Annotated in this window: 11 protein-coding genes; 6 read left to right on the top strand and 5 right to left on the bottom strand. The window is 61.5% G+C overall.

Going from position 1 to position 18,218, the window contains the following annotated elements:
* Positions 1-63 precede the first annotated feature (63 nt).
* The 4 genes from glmU to AC4CWH_RS08330 all read left to right on the top strand — a co-directional run bounded on the left by glmU (position 64) and on the right by AC4CWH_RS08330 (position 5,869).
* A complete protein-coding gene (glmU, locus tag AC4CWH_RS08345) occupies positions 64-1,425 on the top strand; it encodes a bifunctional UDP-N-acetylglucosamine diphosphorylase/glucosamine-1-phosphate N-acetyltransferase GlmU (RefSeq protein WP_491321179.1) in 1,362 nt (453 codons plus the stop codon).
* A 106-nt stretch (positions 1,426-1,531) separates the two neighbouring features.
* A complete protein-coding gene (gene glmS / locus AC4CWH_RS08340) occupies positions 1,532-3,358 on the top strand; it encodes a glutamine--fructose-6-phosphate transaminase (isomerizing) (RefSeq protein WP_491321178.1) in 1,827 nt (608 codons plus the stop codon).
* A gap of 157 nt (positions 3,359-3,515) precedes the next feature.
* Positions 3,516-4,214: a DUF502 domain-containing protein gene (locus AC4CWH_RS08335; RefSeq protein ID WP_491321177.1), complete on the top strand. Its 699-nt coding sequence runs from the start codon at positions 3,516-3,518 to the stop codon at positions 4,212-4,214.
* A 206-nt stretch (positions 4,215-4,420) separates the two neighbouring features.
* Positions 4,421-5,869 (top strand): esterase-like activity of phytase family protein, encoded by a 1,449-nt coding sequence (locus tag AC4CWH_RS08330; RefSeq protein WP_491321387.1) that lies wholly within the window; start codon positions 4,421-4,423, stop codon positions 5,867-5,869.
* A 66-nt stretch (positions 5,870-5,935) separates the two neighbouring features.
* On the opposite strand, the gene AC4CWH_RS08325 is transcribed toward AC4CWH_RS08330, so the two are convergent.
* Entirely contained in the window at positions 5,936-8,227 is a 2,292-nt protein-coding gene (locus AC4CWH_RS08325; RefSeq protein WP_491321176.1) for an FdhF/YdeP family oxidoreductase, read from the bottom strand.
* A 167-nt stretch (positions 8,228-8,394) separates the two neighbouring features.
* On the bottom strand, positions 8,395-10,509 hold the full coding sequence (gene recG, locus AC4CWH_RS08320; protein ID WP_491321175.1) for an ATP-dependent DNA helicase RecG: 2,115 nt from the start codon (positions 10,507-10,509) through the stop codon (positions 8,395-8,397).
* A 94-nt stretch (positions 10,510-10,603) separates the two neighbouring features.
* On the opposite strand from recG, the gene AC4CWH_RS08315 reads away from it, so the two are divergent.
* A complete protein-coding gene (locus AC4CWH_RS08315) occupies positions 10,604-10,933 on the top strand; it encodes a succinate dehydrogenase assembly factor 2 (RefSeq protein WP_491321174.1) in 330 nt (109 codons plus the stop codon).
* Entirely contained in the window at positions 10,930-14,451 is a 3,522-nt protein-coding gene (gene mfd, locus AC4CWH_RS08310) for a transcription-repair coupling factor (RefSeq protein ID WP_491321173.1), read from the top strand. The genes AC4CWH_RS08315 and mfd overlap by 4 nt, the downstream gene beginning before the upstream one ends.
* A 9-nt stretch (positions 14,452-14,460) precedes the next feature.
* On the opposite strand, the gene AC4CWH_RS08305 is transcribed toward mfd, so the two are convergent.
* From AC4CWH_RS08305 to AC4CWH_RS08295, 3 genes are all read right to left on the bottom strand, one after another.
* Complete coding sequence (locus tag AC4CWH_RS08305; RefSeq protein ID WP_491321172.1) at positions 14,461-15,405, bottom strand: DMT family transporter; 945 nt, start codon at positions 15,403-15,405, stop codon at positions 14,461-14,463.
* Between the two features lie 103 nt (positions 15,406-15,508).
* A complete protein-coding gene (locus AC4CWH_RS08300; RefSeq protein WP_491321171.1) occupies positions 15,509-16,180 on the bottom strand; it encodes a DsbA family oxidoreductase in 672 nt (223 codons plus the stop codon).
* 37 nt (positions 16,181-16,217) lie between these two features.
* A complete protein-coding gene (locus AC4CWH_RS08295) occupies positions 16,218-18,041 on the bottom strand; it encodes an extracellular solute-binding protein (protein WP_491321170.1) in 1,824 nt (607 codons plus the stop codon).
* Positions 18,042-18,218: the final 177 nt, after the last annotated feature.

The raw sequence follows: 18,218 nt of genomic DNA, 5'->3' as shown, positions 1-18,218 counted from the left end.
CCTGTTGGCGTGTCGGCGCAACTGCTGATATGAAGCGCGCCGAAGACTTTCATGGAGACCTCAATGCCTCGCACCTGCCTTGCCGTGATCCTCGCCGCCGGCGACAGCACCCGGATGAAGTCGTCGATGTCAAAGGTTCTGCATCCGATTGCCGGGCTGCCGATGATCGGCCATGTCATGCGCGCGGTCGGCGATGCCGGCATGGAAAATGCAGCCCTTGTGCTCGGGCGAGATGCGGAGGCGGTCGCCAAGGCTGCCGTCACCGGAGGCATCGAGATTACCACATTTCTGCAGGTGGAGCGGCGCGGCACAGGCCACGCGGTGCTGACGGCGCGCGAGGCCATTGCGCAAGGCTTCGACGATGTGGTGGTGACCTATGGCGACGTGCCGCTGGTGCGCCCGCAAACATTCCTGTCAGCCCGTGAGAAACTGGCCGAAGGCGCCGATGTCGTGGTGATCGGTTTTCACACGCAAAAGCCGTCCGGTTATGGTCGGCTTCTGGTCGAGGATGGTCAACTGGTGGCGATCCGCGAGGAAAAGGACGCAACCGACGAGGAGCGCAAGGTTACCTGGTGCAATAGCGGGCTGATGGCCATCAATGGCGCGCGTGCGCTGGAATGGCTGGACAAGATCGGCAACAGCAATGCCAAGGGCGAATATTACCTGACGGATCTGGTGGAAATCGCGCGTGCCCACGGTGGCCGGGTGGTTGCCATCGATGCACCCGAGGCCGAACTTGCCGGCTGCAACACGCGCGCCGAACTGGCGCTACTGGAGGCAAGCTGGCAGCAGCGCCGCCGTCACGAAACGATGCTTTCAGGCGTTTCGATGGTTGCGCCGGAAACGGTGTTTCTTGCCCATGACACCGAGCTTCAGCCCGACGTGCTGATCGAGCCGAATGTGGTTTTCGGCCCCGGGGTGACGGTGGAATCGGGCGCGGTGATCCATGCCTTTTCGCATCTGGAAGGAGCCCACGTGGCATCCGGTGCAACGGTTGGCCCGTTCGCGCGCCTGCGTCCCGGCGCAAATCTCGGCGAGGGCTCCAAGGTCGGCAATTTCTGCGAGGTGAAGAAGGCCGAGATCGGGGCTGGCGCCAAGGTGAACCATCTCACCTATATCGGCGATGCCTTCATTGGCGCGGGCACGAATATCGGGGCCGGCACCATCACCTGCAATTACGATGGTTTTAACAAGAGCGAGACGCGGATCGGCGAAAACGCCTTCATCGGCTCCAACTCCGCGCTGGTCGCCCCTGTCACCATCGGAAACGGCGCCTATATCGCCTCGGGCAGCGTGATCACGCAGGATGTGCCCGATGATGCGCTGGCCTTTGGTCGTGCCCGCCAGGAGGTGAAGGCGGACCGGGCGAAAGCCGTGCGCGAACGGGCGCAGGCGTTGAAGGCGTCGCGGAAGAACATCCGGTAAACTCAGATAGATTACCGTAACAAATCGAATTTGACCGGCGCGCCAATTGCACATTGTGTGCGGTGCGGTAGGAATTCGCGCATTCGAGAAAACGAAAGAGGTTCATATGTGCGGTATCGTTGGCATCGTCGGCAAGGCACCGGTGGCGGAACGGCTGGTCGATGCGTTGCGGCGGCTGGAATATCGCGGCTATGATTCGGCCGGCGTTGCCACGATCCATGACGGTATGATGGAGCGCCGCCGCGCCGAGGGAAAACTGTTCAACCTCGAAAAGAAGCTGTCTCTGGAACCGCTTCCGGGCGAAATCGGCATTGCCCATACCCGCTGGGCAACGCACGGCGTGCCGAACGAGACCAATGCCCATCCGCATTTCGTCGAAGGCGTTGCCGTCGTTCATAACGGCATCATCGAGAATTTTTCCGAGCTGCGCGACGAGTTGCTGACCGAAGGGGCTAACTTCGAAAGCCAGACGGATACGGAAGTGGTGGCGCATCTGCTGGCCAAATTTATCCGTGCGGGCATGGATCATCAGGCGGCGATGCTGGCCATGCTGAACCGCGTCAGCGGCGCCTATGCACTGGTGGTGATGTTTGCCGATGATCCCGGCACGATTTTCAGCGCCCGCTTCGGGCCGCCGCTCGCCATCGGCCATGGCCAGGGCGAAATGTTTCTGGGCTCCGACGCAATTGCGCTCGCACCCTTTACCAACCGCATCACCTATCTCGTGGATGGCGATTGCGCCGTGATGACGGCGCGCGGCGTGTCGATCATGGATTATGCCGGAAAGCCGGTCTCGCGGCCGATGCAGATTTCGCAGGCCGCAGCCCTGATGGTCGACAAGGGCAATCACCGCCATTTCATGGAAAAGGAAATCTACGAGCAGCCGGAAATCATTTCGCACGCGCTCAGCCACTATGTGGATTTCGCAAGCGGCACGGTGAAGGCGCAAGGCCCTGCCATCGATTTTGCCAAGGTCAGAAGCCTTGCGATTTCCGCCTGCGGCACGGCCTATCTCGCTGGTCTCATCGGCAAATACTGGTTCGAGCGTTATGCGCGCCTGCCGGTGGAAATCGATGTCGCCTCCGAGTTCCGCTACCGTGAAATGCCGCTGTCCTCCGATCAGGCGGCGCTGTTTATCTCTCAATCGGGTGAAACCGCCGATACGCTGGCCTCGCTGCGTTATTGCAAGGAGGCGGGGCTGCCCATCGGCGCCATCGTCAACGTGCGCGAATCGACCATTGCGCGGGAAGCCGATGCGGTGTTTCCGATTCTGGCCGGTCCCGAAATCGGCGTTGCCTCGACAAAAGCCTTCACCTGCCAGCTGGCGGTGCTGGCCTCGCTTGCCATTCAGGCCGGCCGGGCGCGTGGCACGTTGTCCGAGGTGGATGAAAAGGCCATGGTGCGCCATCTGATCGAGATGCCCCGCGTGATGAGCCATGTGTTGAACCTCATCCAGCCGCAGATGGAAACGCTGTCACGCGACCTGTCGCGCTTCAAGGATGTGCTTTATCTCGGGCGCGGCACCAGCTATCCGCTGGCACTCGAGGGCGCGCTCAAACTCAAGGAAATTTCCTATATCCACGCCGAAGGTTATGCGGCGGGCGAGCTGAAGCACGGGCCGATTGCGCTGATCGATGAAAACATGCCTGTCATCGTCATTGCCCCGCATGACCGGTTTTTTGAAAAGACCGTCTCCAACATGCAGGAAGTGGCAGCGCGCGGCGGCAAGATCATTTTCATCACCGACGAAAAGGGAGCGGCCGCCTCCAAACTCCCGACCATGGCGACCATCGTTCTGCCTGTCGTGGATGAGGTGATTTCGCCGATGATCTTTGCGCTGCCGATCCAGCTTCTGGCCTATCACACGGCGGTCTTCATGGGCACAGATGTCGACCAGCCGCGCAACCTTGCCAAGTCGGTGACGGTGGAATGAGATCTTTGGCCGGCATCGTCACCGATGCCGGCTTCTCCCGTCGTTGACGCGCACGCGATTATTTAATGGCGATGCGCTTGCGGGGAAGGGATGCCTCCGGCATTGTCCGGGTTCACCCGGCCGTTTACGGCATTGCAGCATAAAATGACGGATTGAAATGGCGGATATCCCGGAAAGAATTACGCTGGCCGGCCGGCTGCGGAACAATTTCCTCACCGGCCTCATTATCTGCGCGCCGCTTGCCATCACCATCTGGCTGACATTTGCCTTCATCGACTGGGCCGACAGCTGGGTGACGCCCTATATTCCCGAGCGTTACAACCCGCAGTATTATTTCGATATTGCGATCCCCGGCACCGGGCTTGTGATCGCCATGGTGTTCATCACCGTGATCGGTTTTCTCGGCAAGAATCTCATCGGCCGCTCGGTCGTCAAGTTCGGCGAATCGATCCTGCATCACACGCCGCTGGTGCGCACTCTCTACAAGAGCCTGAAGCAGATTTTCGAGACGGTGCTGAAGGACCAGTCGACTTCGTTCAAGAAGGTCGGGCTCATCGAATTTCCAGGGCCCGGCACCTGGGCGCTGGTGTTCATCTCGGCGGAAGCGCAAGGCGAGGTGGCCGCGCGCCTCAACGAGACCGGCGAAGAGATGATCGCCGTCTTCCTGCCGCCGACGCCGGTGCCTACTGCCGGTTTTTTGCTGTTCGTGCCCAAAAGCCGGATCGTCATGCTGGACATGACGCCGGAAGATGCCGCAAAGCTCCTGATCTCAGGCGCGCTTATCACCCCGCCCTGGACGCCGAAGGCACCGGTGGAACCGCAGCCACCAAGCGAAATCGCACCGCAACCCGCCTGAGCATCGCAAGCGGTGCCAGGCTTCATCCAGCCGTCATATTGGCCGCCTAGAGACAAGGGCTGGGGGTGTTCGACTGCTGGAGGATGAAGGGCCAAAAGGCTCCTTTACCGGGTCCAAGGGCGTGGCGAACGGATCCCCTCCCGAAATTTTTCCAGAGGGCCGCATCCATGCGCACTTCCAACACCCGTGTTTTGCATTGCCTGAAGATGGCGCTTGCCGCCTCGATCTTCCTTTTGCCCGTTGCGGCATTCGCCGAAGGCAGCGTCAGCGCCCCCGGCGTGACCGTTACCAACAAGGGCCTTGTGGCCATCGGCCGCATGCCGGCAAATCTCAAGGACAAGTTCGGCGAAACGTTTGGCTCCGGTTCCGGCATGGCCGTGGACATGAAGAGCTGGAAGAAGGACGGCGATGCCTATACCGGCGCGCTGTGGCTGCTGCCCGACCGTGGTTATAACGTCGAAGGCACGACCGACTACAACACCCGCATCAACCGTATCGAACTGCGCCTGACACCGGCAGCGGCAGGTGCGGCCGTTGCCGCTGACAAGCAGCAAACGGGCCTTGAAGCAAAGCTTGCCGACACGGTTCTGCTTCTCGACGACAAGGGCAAGAGCATGACCGGGCTTGATCCGGAATCGGGCGTTCGCGCCGCCGCGGGCACGCTGCCGGCACTTCCTGAAGCGCGCACCGGCAAGGTTTCGCTCGATCCCGAAGCCGTCGTGCTTCTGAATGACGGTTCGATGCTGATCAGCGACGAATACGGCCCCTACATCTACCGCTTCGGTGCGGACGGCAAGCTTCTCTCCGCCACGCAGCCGCCAAAGGCGCTGTTGCCGATGCGCAAGGATGCGCTGAACTTCTCCTCCAACAATGTCGATGCCGGCGGCAAGAAGCCGGACCCGAAGGATCCCGATACCGGCCGCCAGAACAACCAGGGCCTTGAGGGCATGTCGCTGACGCCGGATGGCAAGTTTGCGATTGCCGTTCTGCAATCGGCCACCCGCCAGGATGGCGGCGATTCGTCCTCGACCCGCATGAACACCCGCGCGCTGGTCTATGATGCCAGCGACGTGTCCAAGCTGAAGCTGGTGCATGAATATGTCGTGCCGCTGCCGACCTTCGACAACAAGGGCAAGGTGGCCGTTGCCGCCCAGAGCGAGATCCTCGCGCTCTCCGACAAGGCCTTCCTGATGATTGCCCGCGACAGCAACAATGGCCAGGGCCTGAAGGGCGATACCTCCGTCTATCGCAAGATCGATCTTGTCGATCTGTCTGATGCCACCGACATCGCAAACGGTGACTTTGACGCCATGAAACCGGTCGCCCCCAAGGGCGTGGTGGATGCCTCCGTCACGCCGGCCAAGCTCTCCGATTTTATCGACCTCAACGATGCGGCACAGCTGGCCCGTTTCGGCCTGCACAACGGCGCGCCGAACGACCGCAACAACCTCTCTGAAAAGTGGGAGGCGATGTCGATCGCAAGCGCTCTCGATCCGGCCGCACCCGATGATTATTTCCTCTTCGTTGCCAATGACAACGATTTCCTGACGCAGGATGGTTTCCAGGTGGGCGCGGCCTACAAGGCCGAAGGTGGCGCCGATGTCGACACCATGTTTCAGGTGTTCCGCGTGACCCTGCCGGGCATGAAGAAGTAAAGCTTTTCCGGCAATTCCGGCACGTTGTGAAAGGCCCCGGCGATTGTCTCGCCGGGGCCTTTTGCATCAGGCTGAGCGCAAGACCCGCACCGGCACGCCCTTGTAGGCTGGCGTGCCGGAGCGCCTGTCGTGATCGGCCATGGCAATCACCGCGTTCATTTCGGGATAATAACCGGCAATCGAGCCCTTGGGGATATCGTAGGCGACGGCGGTGTAGCCGGTCACGCCGCGCGGGCGGTCGTCCCCTGCAAACAGCGAGCGGATGTCGATGCGGTCACCATCGGCAAGACCGCGAGCGGCCAGATCCTCGGCGTTCATGAGCACCACGTCGCGACGGCCGAACACGCCGCGATAACGGTCGTCCATGCCGTAGATGGTGGTGTTATACTGGTCGTGGGCACGAAGTGTCGTCAGCACCAGCGCATCCGCGGAAAGACCGGTGCCGTCTTCCTCAAGACCGCGCGCGACCAGAAAAGTTGCCTTGCCCGATGGCGTGTTCCAGACACGGTTGGACGCACCGACCGTCAGGCGGAAACCACCCTTGACGCGGACGCGGGCGTTGTAATCGGCAAAATCGGGAAACACGACCTCGATCTTGTCGCGGATTCGGTCGTAGTTTGCGAGCATGCCGTCCCAGTCGATGCCGTAGCGGTCGCCGAGCGTCGCCTTCGCCATGCCGACAACGATGGCCGGTTCGGACAAAAGCAGCTCGCCCGGCGGGTTGAGGAAGCCGCGCGAAGCATGCACCATCGACATGGAATCCTCGACCGTCACCGATTGCGGACCCGATGCCTGCACATCGAGGTCGGTGCGCCCGAAGCAGGGCAGGACGATTGTCGTCTTGCCGGTCAGCAGATGCGAGCGGTTGAGTTTCGTGGCGATGTGGACGGAGAGATCCAGCTTGCGCATGGCCTCGAACGTGTACTCGGTATCGGGCATGGCAACGGCCAGATTGCCGCCGAGGCAGATCAGGGCCTTCGATGTGCCGTCATTGATCGCATCCACCGCTTCCACGGCATTGTGGCCCTTGTCGCCGGTCGGGCGAAAGCCGAAAGCCCGTTCGATGCCATCGAGGAGGGCGGGAGTCGGAATTTCGGTGATGCCGACAGTGCGGTCGCCCTGCACGTTGGAATGGCCGCGCAAGGGGCAGATGCCGGCGCCTTCGCGCCCGATATTGCCGCGCAGCAGCAGGAAATTGGCGAGCTGTTGGACGTTTTCCGTGCCATGCGCATGCTGGGTGATGCCCATGCCGTAGCAGGCAATCACCTTCTTCGCCTTGATGTAGACATCCGCTGCGCCACGCAGAGCCTCTTGCGTGAGGCCCGACTTCAAAACAATGGCCCGCCAGGAGGTTGCATCGATATCCTGCCGCAACGCTTCAAGCCCGATCGTGTGTTCGGCGAGGAAATCCCGGTCGAGAACGCCCGGTCCACCGGCGGCACGGTCGGCATCGTCGCGCTCGAAAACGGCTTTCATCAGGCCCTTGAGGGCGGCGAGATCCCCGCCGGCCTTTACCTGATGGTAGGCGGAGGCAATCGGTGTGGAAGAGAACGTCGCCATCTCCACCGGGTCTTGCGGCGAGGCAAACTTTTCGAGCGCCCGTTCCTTCAGCGGATTGAACACGATGATCGGCACGCCGCGCCGTGCGGCTTCGTGCAGTGTCGCCATCATGCGTGGATGGTTGGTGCCGGGATTGTGGCCGAAGCTGAAGATGGCGTCGCAATGGTCGAAATCCTCCAGCAGCACCGTGCCCTTGCCGACGCCGATCGATTTTGGCAGGCCGACGCTGGTCGCCTCGTGGCACATGTTCGAACAGTCGGGAAAATTGTTGGTGCCATAGGCGCGCACAAAAAGCTGGAACAGGAAGGCTGCCTCGTTGGAGGCGCGGCCGGACGTATAGAATTCTGCTTGATGCGGGTTTTCCAGCGCGTTCAGGCCTTGCCCGATCAGCGCGAAGGCGTCTGCCCAGTCGATCGGCTGGTAACGATCCAGCTTGGCGTCATAGATCATCGGGTGGGTGAGGCGTCCCTGATCCTCAAGCTGATGATCGGTCCAGGTCCACAATTCGCTCACTGTATGCTCTGCGAAAAATTCCGGGCCAATGCGTTTTGCGGTGGATTCCCAGGTGATCGCCTTGGCGCCGTTTTCGCAGAATTCGAAGGACGAGGTGTGTTTCGGGTCGGGCCAGGCGCAGCCGGGGCAATCGAACCCTTCCGCCTGGTTGGCCTTCAGCAGTGTTGCGCTGCCTTGAGCGACAATCTGCTGCTGGGAAAGGGCCTTTGCGACAGCGCGGAGCGCACCCCAACCACCGGCCGGCGCATCGTATTCCTTGATGCCTGTGGGTCTTTTGCTGGACATGAGTAACTCCAAATGTTTGCTGCAACCGCAGGCGCGAAAAATGTCAAAACTTGGCTTTCATCAATCTAAACGGCGAAGCTGCATGTCGTCTTGTCAATTTCCTAAAAATTTTGAGAGTGGACCCGGCTTTTTTGCCGCGATACTGCGAGGGGGTGGTAGCGGCAAGGTCAGCCGGCACGCAGGAAGCGGATCGCTTCGTCGCGTCGATGCAGATAGAGCAGCACCCGCAGAGCCTGGCCCCGTTCACCGGTGAGATCCGGATCCTTTTCCAACAGGTAGGCCGCATCCTTGCGGGCGATTTCCAGAAGATCCGCATGGGCTTCCAGACTTGCGATGCGAAAACCCGGCGTGCCGGATTGACGGGTGCCCAGCAATTCGCCTTCGCCGCGCAGTTTCAAGTCTTCCTCGGCAATCAGAAAACCGTCCTCGCTGTCGCGCAGGATCGAAAGGCGGGCCTTGCCGGTTTCGCTGAGCGGCCCCTTGTAGAGTAGGATGCACGACGAGGCTTCGTCGCCGCGCCCGACGCGCCCGCGCAGCTGGTGCAACTGGGCAAGGCCAAACCGTTCGGCATGCTCGATGACCATGATGGTGGCATCCGGCACATCGACGCCGACTTCGACCACGGTCGTGGCAACAAGCAGGCGCAGGTCTCCGGCCTTGAAGGCTGCCATCACCGTGTCCTTTTCCGTGCCGCTCATGCGGCCATGGACAAGGCCAACCTTTGATCCCATCTGCGGCCCAAGCGCCTTGACCAAAACCGTATGACGCTCTTCCGCCGACATCAGCTCCGAGGCATCCGATTCCTCAACCAGCGGGCAGATCCAGTAGGCTTTCTTGCCATCGGCAATCGCCGCACGCAGGCGCCCGATGATGTCATCCAGCCGCTCTGTCGGCACCGTCACCGTCTGGATCGGCTTGCGGCCGGCCGGCTTTTCGGTAAGTTTGGATACGTCCATGTCGCCGAAGGCGGCGAGCACCAGTGTGCGCGGAATGGGCGTTGCCGTCATCACCAGCATATGCGGGGAAATGCCCTTGGCGGTGAGGCGCAGGCGTTGATGCACGCCGAATCGGTGTTGTTCATCCACCACCGCCAGCATGAGATCCTTGTAGACGATGGCATCCTGGAACAGCGCATGCGTGCCGACGATGATCTGCGCTTCGCCAGACGCAATACGCTCCATCAGCGCGTCGCGCTCGCGGCCCTTGACGCGGCCCGTGAGCACCTCGACCTTCAGGCCGACCGCTAGCCCAAAACGGCTGATCGTCGCAAAATGCTGCCGCGCCAGAATTTCCGTCGGCGCCATCAGCACCGCCTGGCCGCCGGCCTCCACTGCATCGGCCATGGCCATCAGCGCCACCAGCGTCTTGCCGGCGCCGACGTCACCCTGCACCAGCCGCAACATGCGCTCGTCTCTGGCGATATCGGCGCGGATTTCAGCAATTGCCTGAAGCTGGCTGCCGGTGAGCGTAAAGGGAAGGGCAGCCTTGATCGCGGCGGAGAGCCGGCCTTCGACGCGGATCGGCCGGCCGGCGACTTTTCGCAATTTCTGGCGCACCAGCGCCAGCGATACCTGGCCTGCCAGAAACTCGTCATAGGCCAGCCTGCGGCGCGATGGCGTCTGCGGATCGAGGTCATGGGCGTCGCGTGGATCGTGCAACTGACGAAAGGCATCCGAAACGGAAGGCAGCCCCTGTTTCTGCTGCAGCGCCAGATCCATCCATTCTGGAAATTCCGGCAGGCGGGCAAGCGATCCTTCGATGGCGCGGCGCAAGACCTTCGGCATCAGGCCGGCCGTCATCGGATAGACAGGCTCGACCAAGGGCATGTCACCGACTTCGGACACTTTCATCATCAGGTCCGGATGCACCATGGAGGGACGGCCGTTGAACCAGTCCACCTTGCCGCTCACCATCACCTGTTCGTCGATCGGCAGCGCCTTTTCCAGCCAATTGCCCTTGGCGCGAAAGAAGGTCAGCGCCAGCTCGCCGGTCTCGTCATGCAGGAAAACGCGGTAGGGCATGTTGGAGCCCGGCGGTGGTGGCTGATGACGGTCGACGCGGCCTTCGATTGTGACGATGGCGCCCTGCGGGGCAAGCGCAATGCCCGGACGGTTGCGCCGGTCGATGATCGAGGACGGCGCGTGGAAGAGCACATCCACCACACGGCAGTCCTCTCCGTCCTCGCGATTGGTGACGCGGGCGATCAGATCGGCGAGTTTCGGGCCGATACCGGCCAGGCTTCCGACGGGGGCAAACAGGGGATCAAGCAGGGCAGGACGCATGGCCGGCAAAATGCGCTGGAATTTGGCCGCTTGGCAAGGCTGACACGGAGAAGTTTTCATCCTATATCAGCGGCTCAACAAAGGTTTGAATTCCATGACTGGACTGACACGCACCAGCGCTGATCTCGATCCCCGCCGCCGCCGGATTCTCTACCGCTGCTGGCACCGTGGCATTCGCGAAATGGATCTCGTGTTCGGCGAATTTGCCGAGAACAATATTTCCGAGCTGTCGGACACCGAACTCGACGAGTTCGAGACGATCATGGCGGAAGAGGACCAGGATCTGAACCGCTGGATCACCGGCGCGGATCCCGTGCCGGAGTATTTGCCCCAGATGATGTTTGCGCGGCTTGCCGCCTATCGCCCGGACTTCGACATCGTGACGGTCGAGGCTTTGAAAGCAAAGCACGGACTGAGCGAATGATTTCAGGTTTCGACGCGAAGAAGATCGCTGCCTCCGCGGCGGGGCTGACCATTGCCAATGTTCAGGCCGGCATGGAGCCGCTGCTGCTTGCGGAACTGGCGCGCACCGGCCAGCCGGTGGCCTATGTCATCTCCGATGGCCAGCGCATGGCCGATATCGAGCAGATGCTGTCTTTCGTCGCGCCCGATATTCCGGTGCTCACGCTGCCGGCCTGGGACTGCCTGCCCTATGACCGTGTGTCGCCCAGCGCCTATGTCTCGGCACGCCGTCTGACGGCCCTGTCTGGCCTCATTGCCCATGCGAAAAAGCCGCATCCGGCCATCGTACTCGTCACCGTTAATGCGATGATGCAGAAGATCGCGCCGGCCGAAGTGATCGACAGCCTGGCGTTTTCGGCCCGTCCCGGCAACGTCATCCGCATGGACGATATTGCCGCTCGCCTTGAGCGCAACGGGTTCGACCGGGTGTCGACGGTGCGCGAAGTGGGTGAATTTGCCGTGCGCGGCGGCATTCTCGATGTCTTCGTGCCCGGCACAGAAGAGCCGGTGCGGCTCGATTTCTTTGGCGATACGCTGGAGACGATCCGTACCTTCGACCCGGCAAGCCAGCGCACGACGGGGCAAGCCCGCTCGCTCGATCTCAACCCGATGAGTGAGGTGACGCTGACGCCGGATACGATCAGCCGTTTCCGCAAATCCTACCTCTCCACCTTTGGCGCGGCGACCCGCGACGATGCACTTTATCAGGCCGTCTCCGAAGGTCGGCGTTATGCCGGCATGGAGCACTGGCTGCCGTTGTTCTACGAGCATCTGGAAACAGCCTTTGAATATCTCAAGGGGTTTCGCATCGTCACCGATCATACGGCGCGCGAGGCAGCCCAGGAACGCTCCAAGCTGATCCTCGACTATTTTGATGCGCGCCAGAACACGGTGACCACAGGCAAGGGCACGACGGCGCAATCGGCGCCCTACAAGCCGGTGTCGCCGGGCCAGCTTTACTTGACGGGCGGTGCCTTTGCCGATCTGCTGGATGCCGCCGGCGCTCTGCGCCTGACGCCGTTCAACGAGCATGACGGGCAGGCGCGCCGCGTCGTGACGCTCGATGCCCATGCCGGGCCGCGCTGGGCAAAGGCGCAGGCTGAGGCCGAAGCGGAGCGGGCAAACCGCGAAGAGCGCGTCAACGTTTTCGATCTCGTCGTCAAGCATATTGCCGACAAGCGCGCTGAGGGGTCAAAGGTTCTCATCACCGGCTGGTCCGCCGGTTCGCTCGACCGCCTTCTGCAGGTGCTGGACGAGCGCGGCCTGAAGCGCATCCGTCAGATCGAAAAATTCGCCGATATCAAGACGCTCCAGAAAGGCGAGGCGGCCTCTGCCGTCTTCAGCATCGAGGGCGGCTTTGAGACGGGCGATCTCGTCGTCATCGGCGAACAGGATATTCTTGGCGACCGCATGGTGCGCCGCTCCAAGCGCCGCAAGCGCGGTGCCGATTTCATTGCAGAAGTGGCGGGCCTCGACGAGGGGTCGCTGGTGGTGCATGCCGAACACGGCATCGGCCGTTTCGTCGGCCTCATTACGATCGAGGCAGCCGGTGCGCCGCGCGCCTGTCTGGAACTGCATTATGCCGATCAGGCAAAGCTGTTCCTGCCGGTCGAAAACATCGATCTTTTGTCGCGATACGGTTCGGATGCGGCGGAAGCCCAGCTCGACAAGCTCGGCGGCGGCGCCTGGCAGGCCCGCAAGGCCAAGCTGAAGAAGCGCCTGCTCGACATGGCCGATGGCCTGATCAAGCTTGCTGCCACCCGCATCACGCGCCGCGCGCCGGTTCTCGAAACGCCGGAAGGGCTCTACGACGAATTTGCCGCCCGCTTCCCCTATGACGAGACGGAAGATCAGGCGAGCGCCATCGATTCGGTGCGCGGCGATCTCGCCGCCGGCCGCCCGATGGACCGCCTCGTCTGCGGCGACGTCGGTTTCGGCAAGACGGAAGTGGCGCTGCGCGCCGCATTCTTCGCTGCCATGAATGGCGCACAGGTGGCGGTCGTCGTGCCGACAACGCTTCTTGCCCGCCAACATTTCAAGACCTTTCGCGAGCGGTTTCGCGGGCTGCCGATCCGGGTGGAACAGGCCTCGCGCTTGGTCACCACCAAGGAGCTGAACCAGACCAAGAAGGATATCTCTGACGGAAAGGTGGATATCGTCGTCGGCACCCATGCGCTTCTCGGCACCGGCATCAAGTTTGCCAATCTCGGCCTTCTCATCATCGATGAGGAGCAGCACTTTGGCGTCAAGCACAAGGAAAAGCTCAAGGAACTGAAGAGCGACGTACATGTGCTGACGCTCTCGGCGACGCCCATTCCGCGCACGCTGCAACTGGCGATGACCGGGGTGCGCGAACTGTCGCTGATCACCACGCCGCCGGTTGACCGCATGGCTGTGCGCACCTTTATCTCGCCGTTCGATGCGCTCGTCATCCGCGAGACCCTGATGCGCGAACATTATCGCGGTGGCCAGAGTTTTTATGTCTGCCCGCGTCTCGCCGACCTGCCGGAAATCCAGGCTTTTCTCCAGTCGGACGTTCCCGAACTGAAGGTCGCCATCGCCCACGGTCAGATGGCGGCGGGCGAGCTGGAAGACATCATGAATGCCTTCTATGACGGCCAGTATGACGTACTTCTGTCGACCACCATCGTCGAATCGGGCCTTGATGTGCCGACAGCCAACACGCTGATCGTTCACCGCGCCGATATGTTCGGTCTCGCCCAGCTTTACCAGCTGCGCGGCCGCGTCGGGCGCTCCAAGGTGCGCGCCTTTGCGCTCTTTACGCTGCCGGTCAACAAGACGCTGACGACGACGGCCGAGCGGCGGCTGAAGGTGCTGCAATCGCTCGACACACTTGGCGCCGGCTTCCAGCTGGCAAGCCACGACCTCGACATTCGCGGCGCCGGCAATCTTCTGGGCGAAGAACAGTCCGGCCACATCAAGGAGGTCGGTTTCGAGCTGTACCAGCAGATGCTGGAGGAAGCGGTTGCCGAAGTGAAGGGCGACGACGAAATTCTCGACACCGGCTGGTCACCGCAGATTTCCGTCGGCATCACGGTGATGATCCCGGAAAACTACGTGCCGGATCTTCACCTGCGCATGGGTCTCTATCGCCGCCTTGGCGAGTTGACGGATCTCTCCGAAATCGATGGTTTCGGCGCCGAAATGATGGACCGTTTTGGCCCGATGCCGGTCGAGGTGCAGAACCTGTTGAAGGTCGTCTACATCAAGTCGCTCTGCCGCACGGCCAATGTCGAAAAGGTGGAGGCAGGCCCGAAGGGCATCGTGCTGCAATTGCGCGACAAGCTGTTCCCGAACCCGGCAGGCCTCGTCGGTTATATCGCCAAACAGGGCTCGATGGCAAAAATCCGCCCCGACCACTCGATCATGCTGCTGCGCGACCTGCCGACGCCGGAAAAGCGCCTGACGACGGCAGCCCAGATCATGACGCAGCTGGCGGAGCTTGCAAGGAAGGGCTGAGGTCGCGCCTCAGCCCCGCGTGTCGGCATCCTCCGGCTTCACGGCAATGGTGGCTTCACTCTGCCCGGCAACGGGTGGAGGAAGCGTCACGCCGCGGATGCGTTCACGTGACAGGGTGAGCAGGCCGGAGCCCACGATGAGGGCAATGCCGAGGCCCATCCAGAGATCCACGTGATCGCCGAAGATCAGATAACCGAGGAGGATGGCCCAGAGCATCTGGCTGTACTGGATCGGTGTGACGATGGCGGCTGGCGCATAAAAGGAGGCGACCATCAGCAGCACGGTGCCGACCGCCGCGAGAAGCCCGAAAATAACGATCAGAAAAACATCATAGGCTGAAGGCACCATCAGGTTCGGCAGCATGGCGATGGCGCAGACGATGAGGCCGCCAAGAAGCCCCGCGCCATACATCGAGATGTTCTTTTCGCTGGGGCCGAGATAACGATAGATGATGACGGAAACGGCCCCGGTAAAGCCGGAGGCGAGGGCCGTCAGGTGGGCAAAGGATAGCTCGCGAAAACCTGGCCGAAGCACCACCAGAACCCCCAGAAAGCCGACAGCCACCGCCGTCCAGCGCTTTGCCCCGACCTTGTCCTTCAAGAAGATCACCGACATGATCGTGGCAAAGGACGGCAGCAGGAAAATCAGGCAGAAGGCTTCTGCCATGGAGAGATGCGTGAAGGCGACGATGCTGCCGACCGTGCCGATGGCCGAGCAGAAAAACCGCAACAGCCAGAGCGGCCGGTTGGTGGTGCGCACCATGTCGGTCCAGCGATCGCCGGACTTCAGCAGGAAGGGCACGGCGAGAACACCGACAAGCGTCCCAAGGAAGCCCGCCTGGAACGGCGGCACGCGCCCCTCCACCATCTTGATGGCGGCATCGCTGAAGGAATAGGCGGCAAAACAGGCAAAGGCGATCAGAACGCCCTTCAAGGTCGAATCGGAAGCACGCAAACGAAATATCCCGGCGAGGTTCTTGTCCTGCCGGGATAGGTCCGATGCGCCTGTCCGTCAATTCGCAATGTCATGCCGCGGTGGACGCACACCCGTGTGTCGGTCAGTTCATGCCGGCACGGGCCTCCGCTTTCGCCTTGGCAATCTCGCGAAAAGCATTGGCCAGCACATCCGGCGTCTGCGCACCGCTCACCGCATATTGCTGGTCGATGATGAAGAAGGGCACGCCATTAACGCCCATCGTCTGGGCGGCCTCGATCTCGGCAATCACCGTGTCCTTGTCTGCGTCTGATTGAAGCAGCGGAGCGATGACGGCACGCTGGAGCCCCGCCTGTTCAGCGATGTCAAGCAGGACTGCGTGATCACCGACATTGCGTCCCTCTTCGAAATTGGCCTTGAACAGCAGGTCGACCAGCTTGTCCTGGATCACGCGGCCCTCGATCATCGCCCAGTGGATCAGCCGATGGGCATCGAGCGTGTTCGGGCCAATGCGGATCGCATCGAAATCAAAAGCGATGCCGACTTCACGGCCAAGCCCGGTCAGCATCTCGTGGCCGCGCTTGACGGCTTCTGCGCCGCCGAGCTTTGCCTCCAGTGCTGCCTTCTGGTCGACACCTTCTGCCGGATAGTCCGGGTTGAGGCGATAGGGGCGCCAGTTGATGTCGATGCCCACCTCGTCCTGAACTTCGGCGATGGCCAGTTCCAGCCGCGCCTTGCCGAGATAACACCAGGGGCAGACCACGTCCGAAACGAGGTCGATTGTCAGTTTTTCCATCGCAAAGGTCCTTTGGTCAGGCGAGGTGGGGCTGGCGCTACTGCGCGCGAACATCCCACCAGGTTGGCAACTGGTAGCCGTAGAGCGGCACCGTGTCGGGATGGGCAATGGTGCGCCAGCGCGCCACCCATTGCTCGGGGATATGGTAGAGCGGCACCATGTAGAAGCCGGCAAGCAGCAGCCGGTCATAGGCGCGCACGGCGGTGGTGAAGTCCTCTTTCGATCGGGCATTCAGCATGGCCTGGATCACGCGGTCCACATCGGGATCGCCAAGGCCTGCAAAGTTGAAGCTTCCCTGCCGGTTTTTCGAATCGCTCGCCCAGCGCCCGACCTGCTCGATGCCCGGAGACAGCGACGAGGGATAGGACTTCATGATCACATCATAGTCGAAACTGCCGGAGCGGCTCTGGTACTGCGCGTCATCAACGGTGCGGATCGCGGCGTCAACGCCGATCATCTTCAGCGTGCGCTGGAAGGCGATGGCGACTTTTTCCTGGTCCTGGCTCTGCGTCATGATTTCAAAGGCAAGCGGGCGGCCGCTACCATCCACCATGCGGCCCTTGTCGATGCTGTAGCCGGCCTTCTTCAATCGCTCCACCACCTGGCGCAGCACCTTGCGGTCACCGCCGGACCCGTCGGTTTGCGGCAGGACGGTCTTGCCGGCCAGGATGTCGGCGGGGATGCGATCCTTCGCCTGGCCGAGCAGCGCCAGTTCCTTGTCGTCGGCGGCATGGCCAAGCGAGGAAAGCTCGGAATTTTGCCAGTAGCTTTGCGTGCGGGTATAGGCGCCATCGAAGAGGTTGCGATTGGCCCATTCAAAATCAAAGGCCAGCGTCAGCGCTGCACGCACATCCGGGTTTTCAAACATCGGACGGCGCAGGTTAAAGACGAAGCCCAGCATGCCGGTCGGCAATTCCGGCTTGAACACGTCCTTCACCACCTCGCCGCTGGTCACGGCCGGAAAATCATAGGCGCGGGACCAATGGGTGGGGTTGCCCTCAAGATAGACGTTGATCGCGCCCTTCTTGAAGGCCTCGAAAAGGGTGTTTTCCTGCAGGAAATATTCGACCGAAATCTGGTCGTAATTGTCAAAGCCGACCTTGGAGGGAATGTCCTTGCCCCAGTAATCGGCGCGCCGCTCGTAGACGATCTTCTGGCCGGGCTGGACCGACGTGACGCGATAGGGGCCGGAGGCGACTGGAATTTTTAAGGTAGACTGGTCAAAGCTGTCCACGTCCACGGCATGTTTGGGAAGGATCGGCGTGCCCGTCGCCAATATCAACGGAAACTCACGATCCGCCTTGCCGTTGAAGGTGATGCGGACACCGTGTTCGCCGACCTTTTCCATCTTCTCGATCGGCAGCATGCGGTTGCTGAACGGGGTGCGGCCCTTGTCGCGCAGCACCTCCAGCGAAAAGATGACATCTTCCGGCGTCACCGGCTCGCCGTCGGACCAGCGTGCTTTGGGATTGAGGTTGAACTGGATGAAACTGCGTGCCTCGTCCGTCTCGACGCTTTCCGCCAGAAGCCCGTAGAGCGTGAACGGTTCGTCGGACGAGCGCACCATCAGCGTTTCGTAGATCAGGTTGCCGAAGATATTGTCCCAGATGCCGCGCGCCGTGGTGCGGATGCTCTTCAGGTTGAACGGATTGAGGCTGTCGAAGGTGCCGACGACGCCATAGGCAATGCTGCCGCCCTTCTTCACCGCCGGGTTGACGTAAGGGAAATGCTGAAAACCAGGCGGCAGTGCCGGCTGCCCATGCATGGCAAGTCCATGCTGGGGGGCGGCACCTGCAGAACCCGTAAGGGAAGGGCCGGCCAGCAGGAGTGCTGCCAGCGACAGGGTGATCAGATGGCGCATCCTCTACCTCATTATCTCTTCGCGATTCGGCTCAAACTAACGCATAGGACCGTCAAAAACCAATATAGCGCCGCGAAACTTGGAAAGGGCGGAGCGAATTTCAAAAGTAGTGCTGGATATCGCAGGCGCTGCGATGTAACAGATTTGGCCGAACACGCGGGTCATTCAATTGCCTTA

The organism is Neorhizobium sp. PAMB6716 (genome assembly GCF_058242805.1).
The sequence above is the reverse complement of the archived record's forward strand: the minus strand, read 5'-3'. Positions and strand labels throughout refer to the sequence as shown.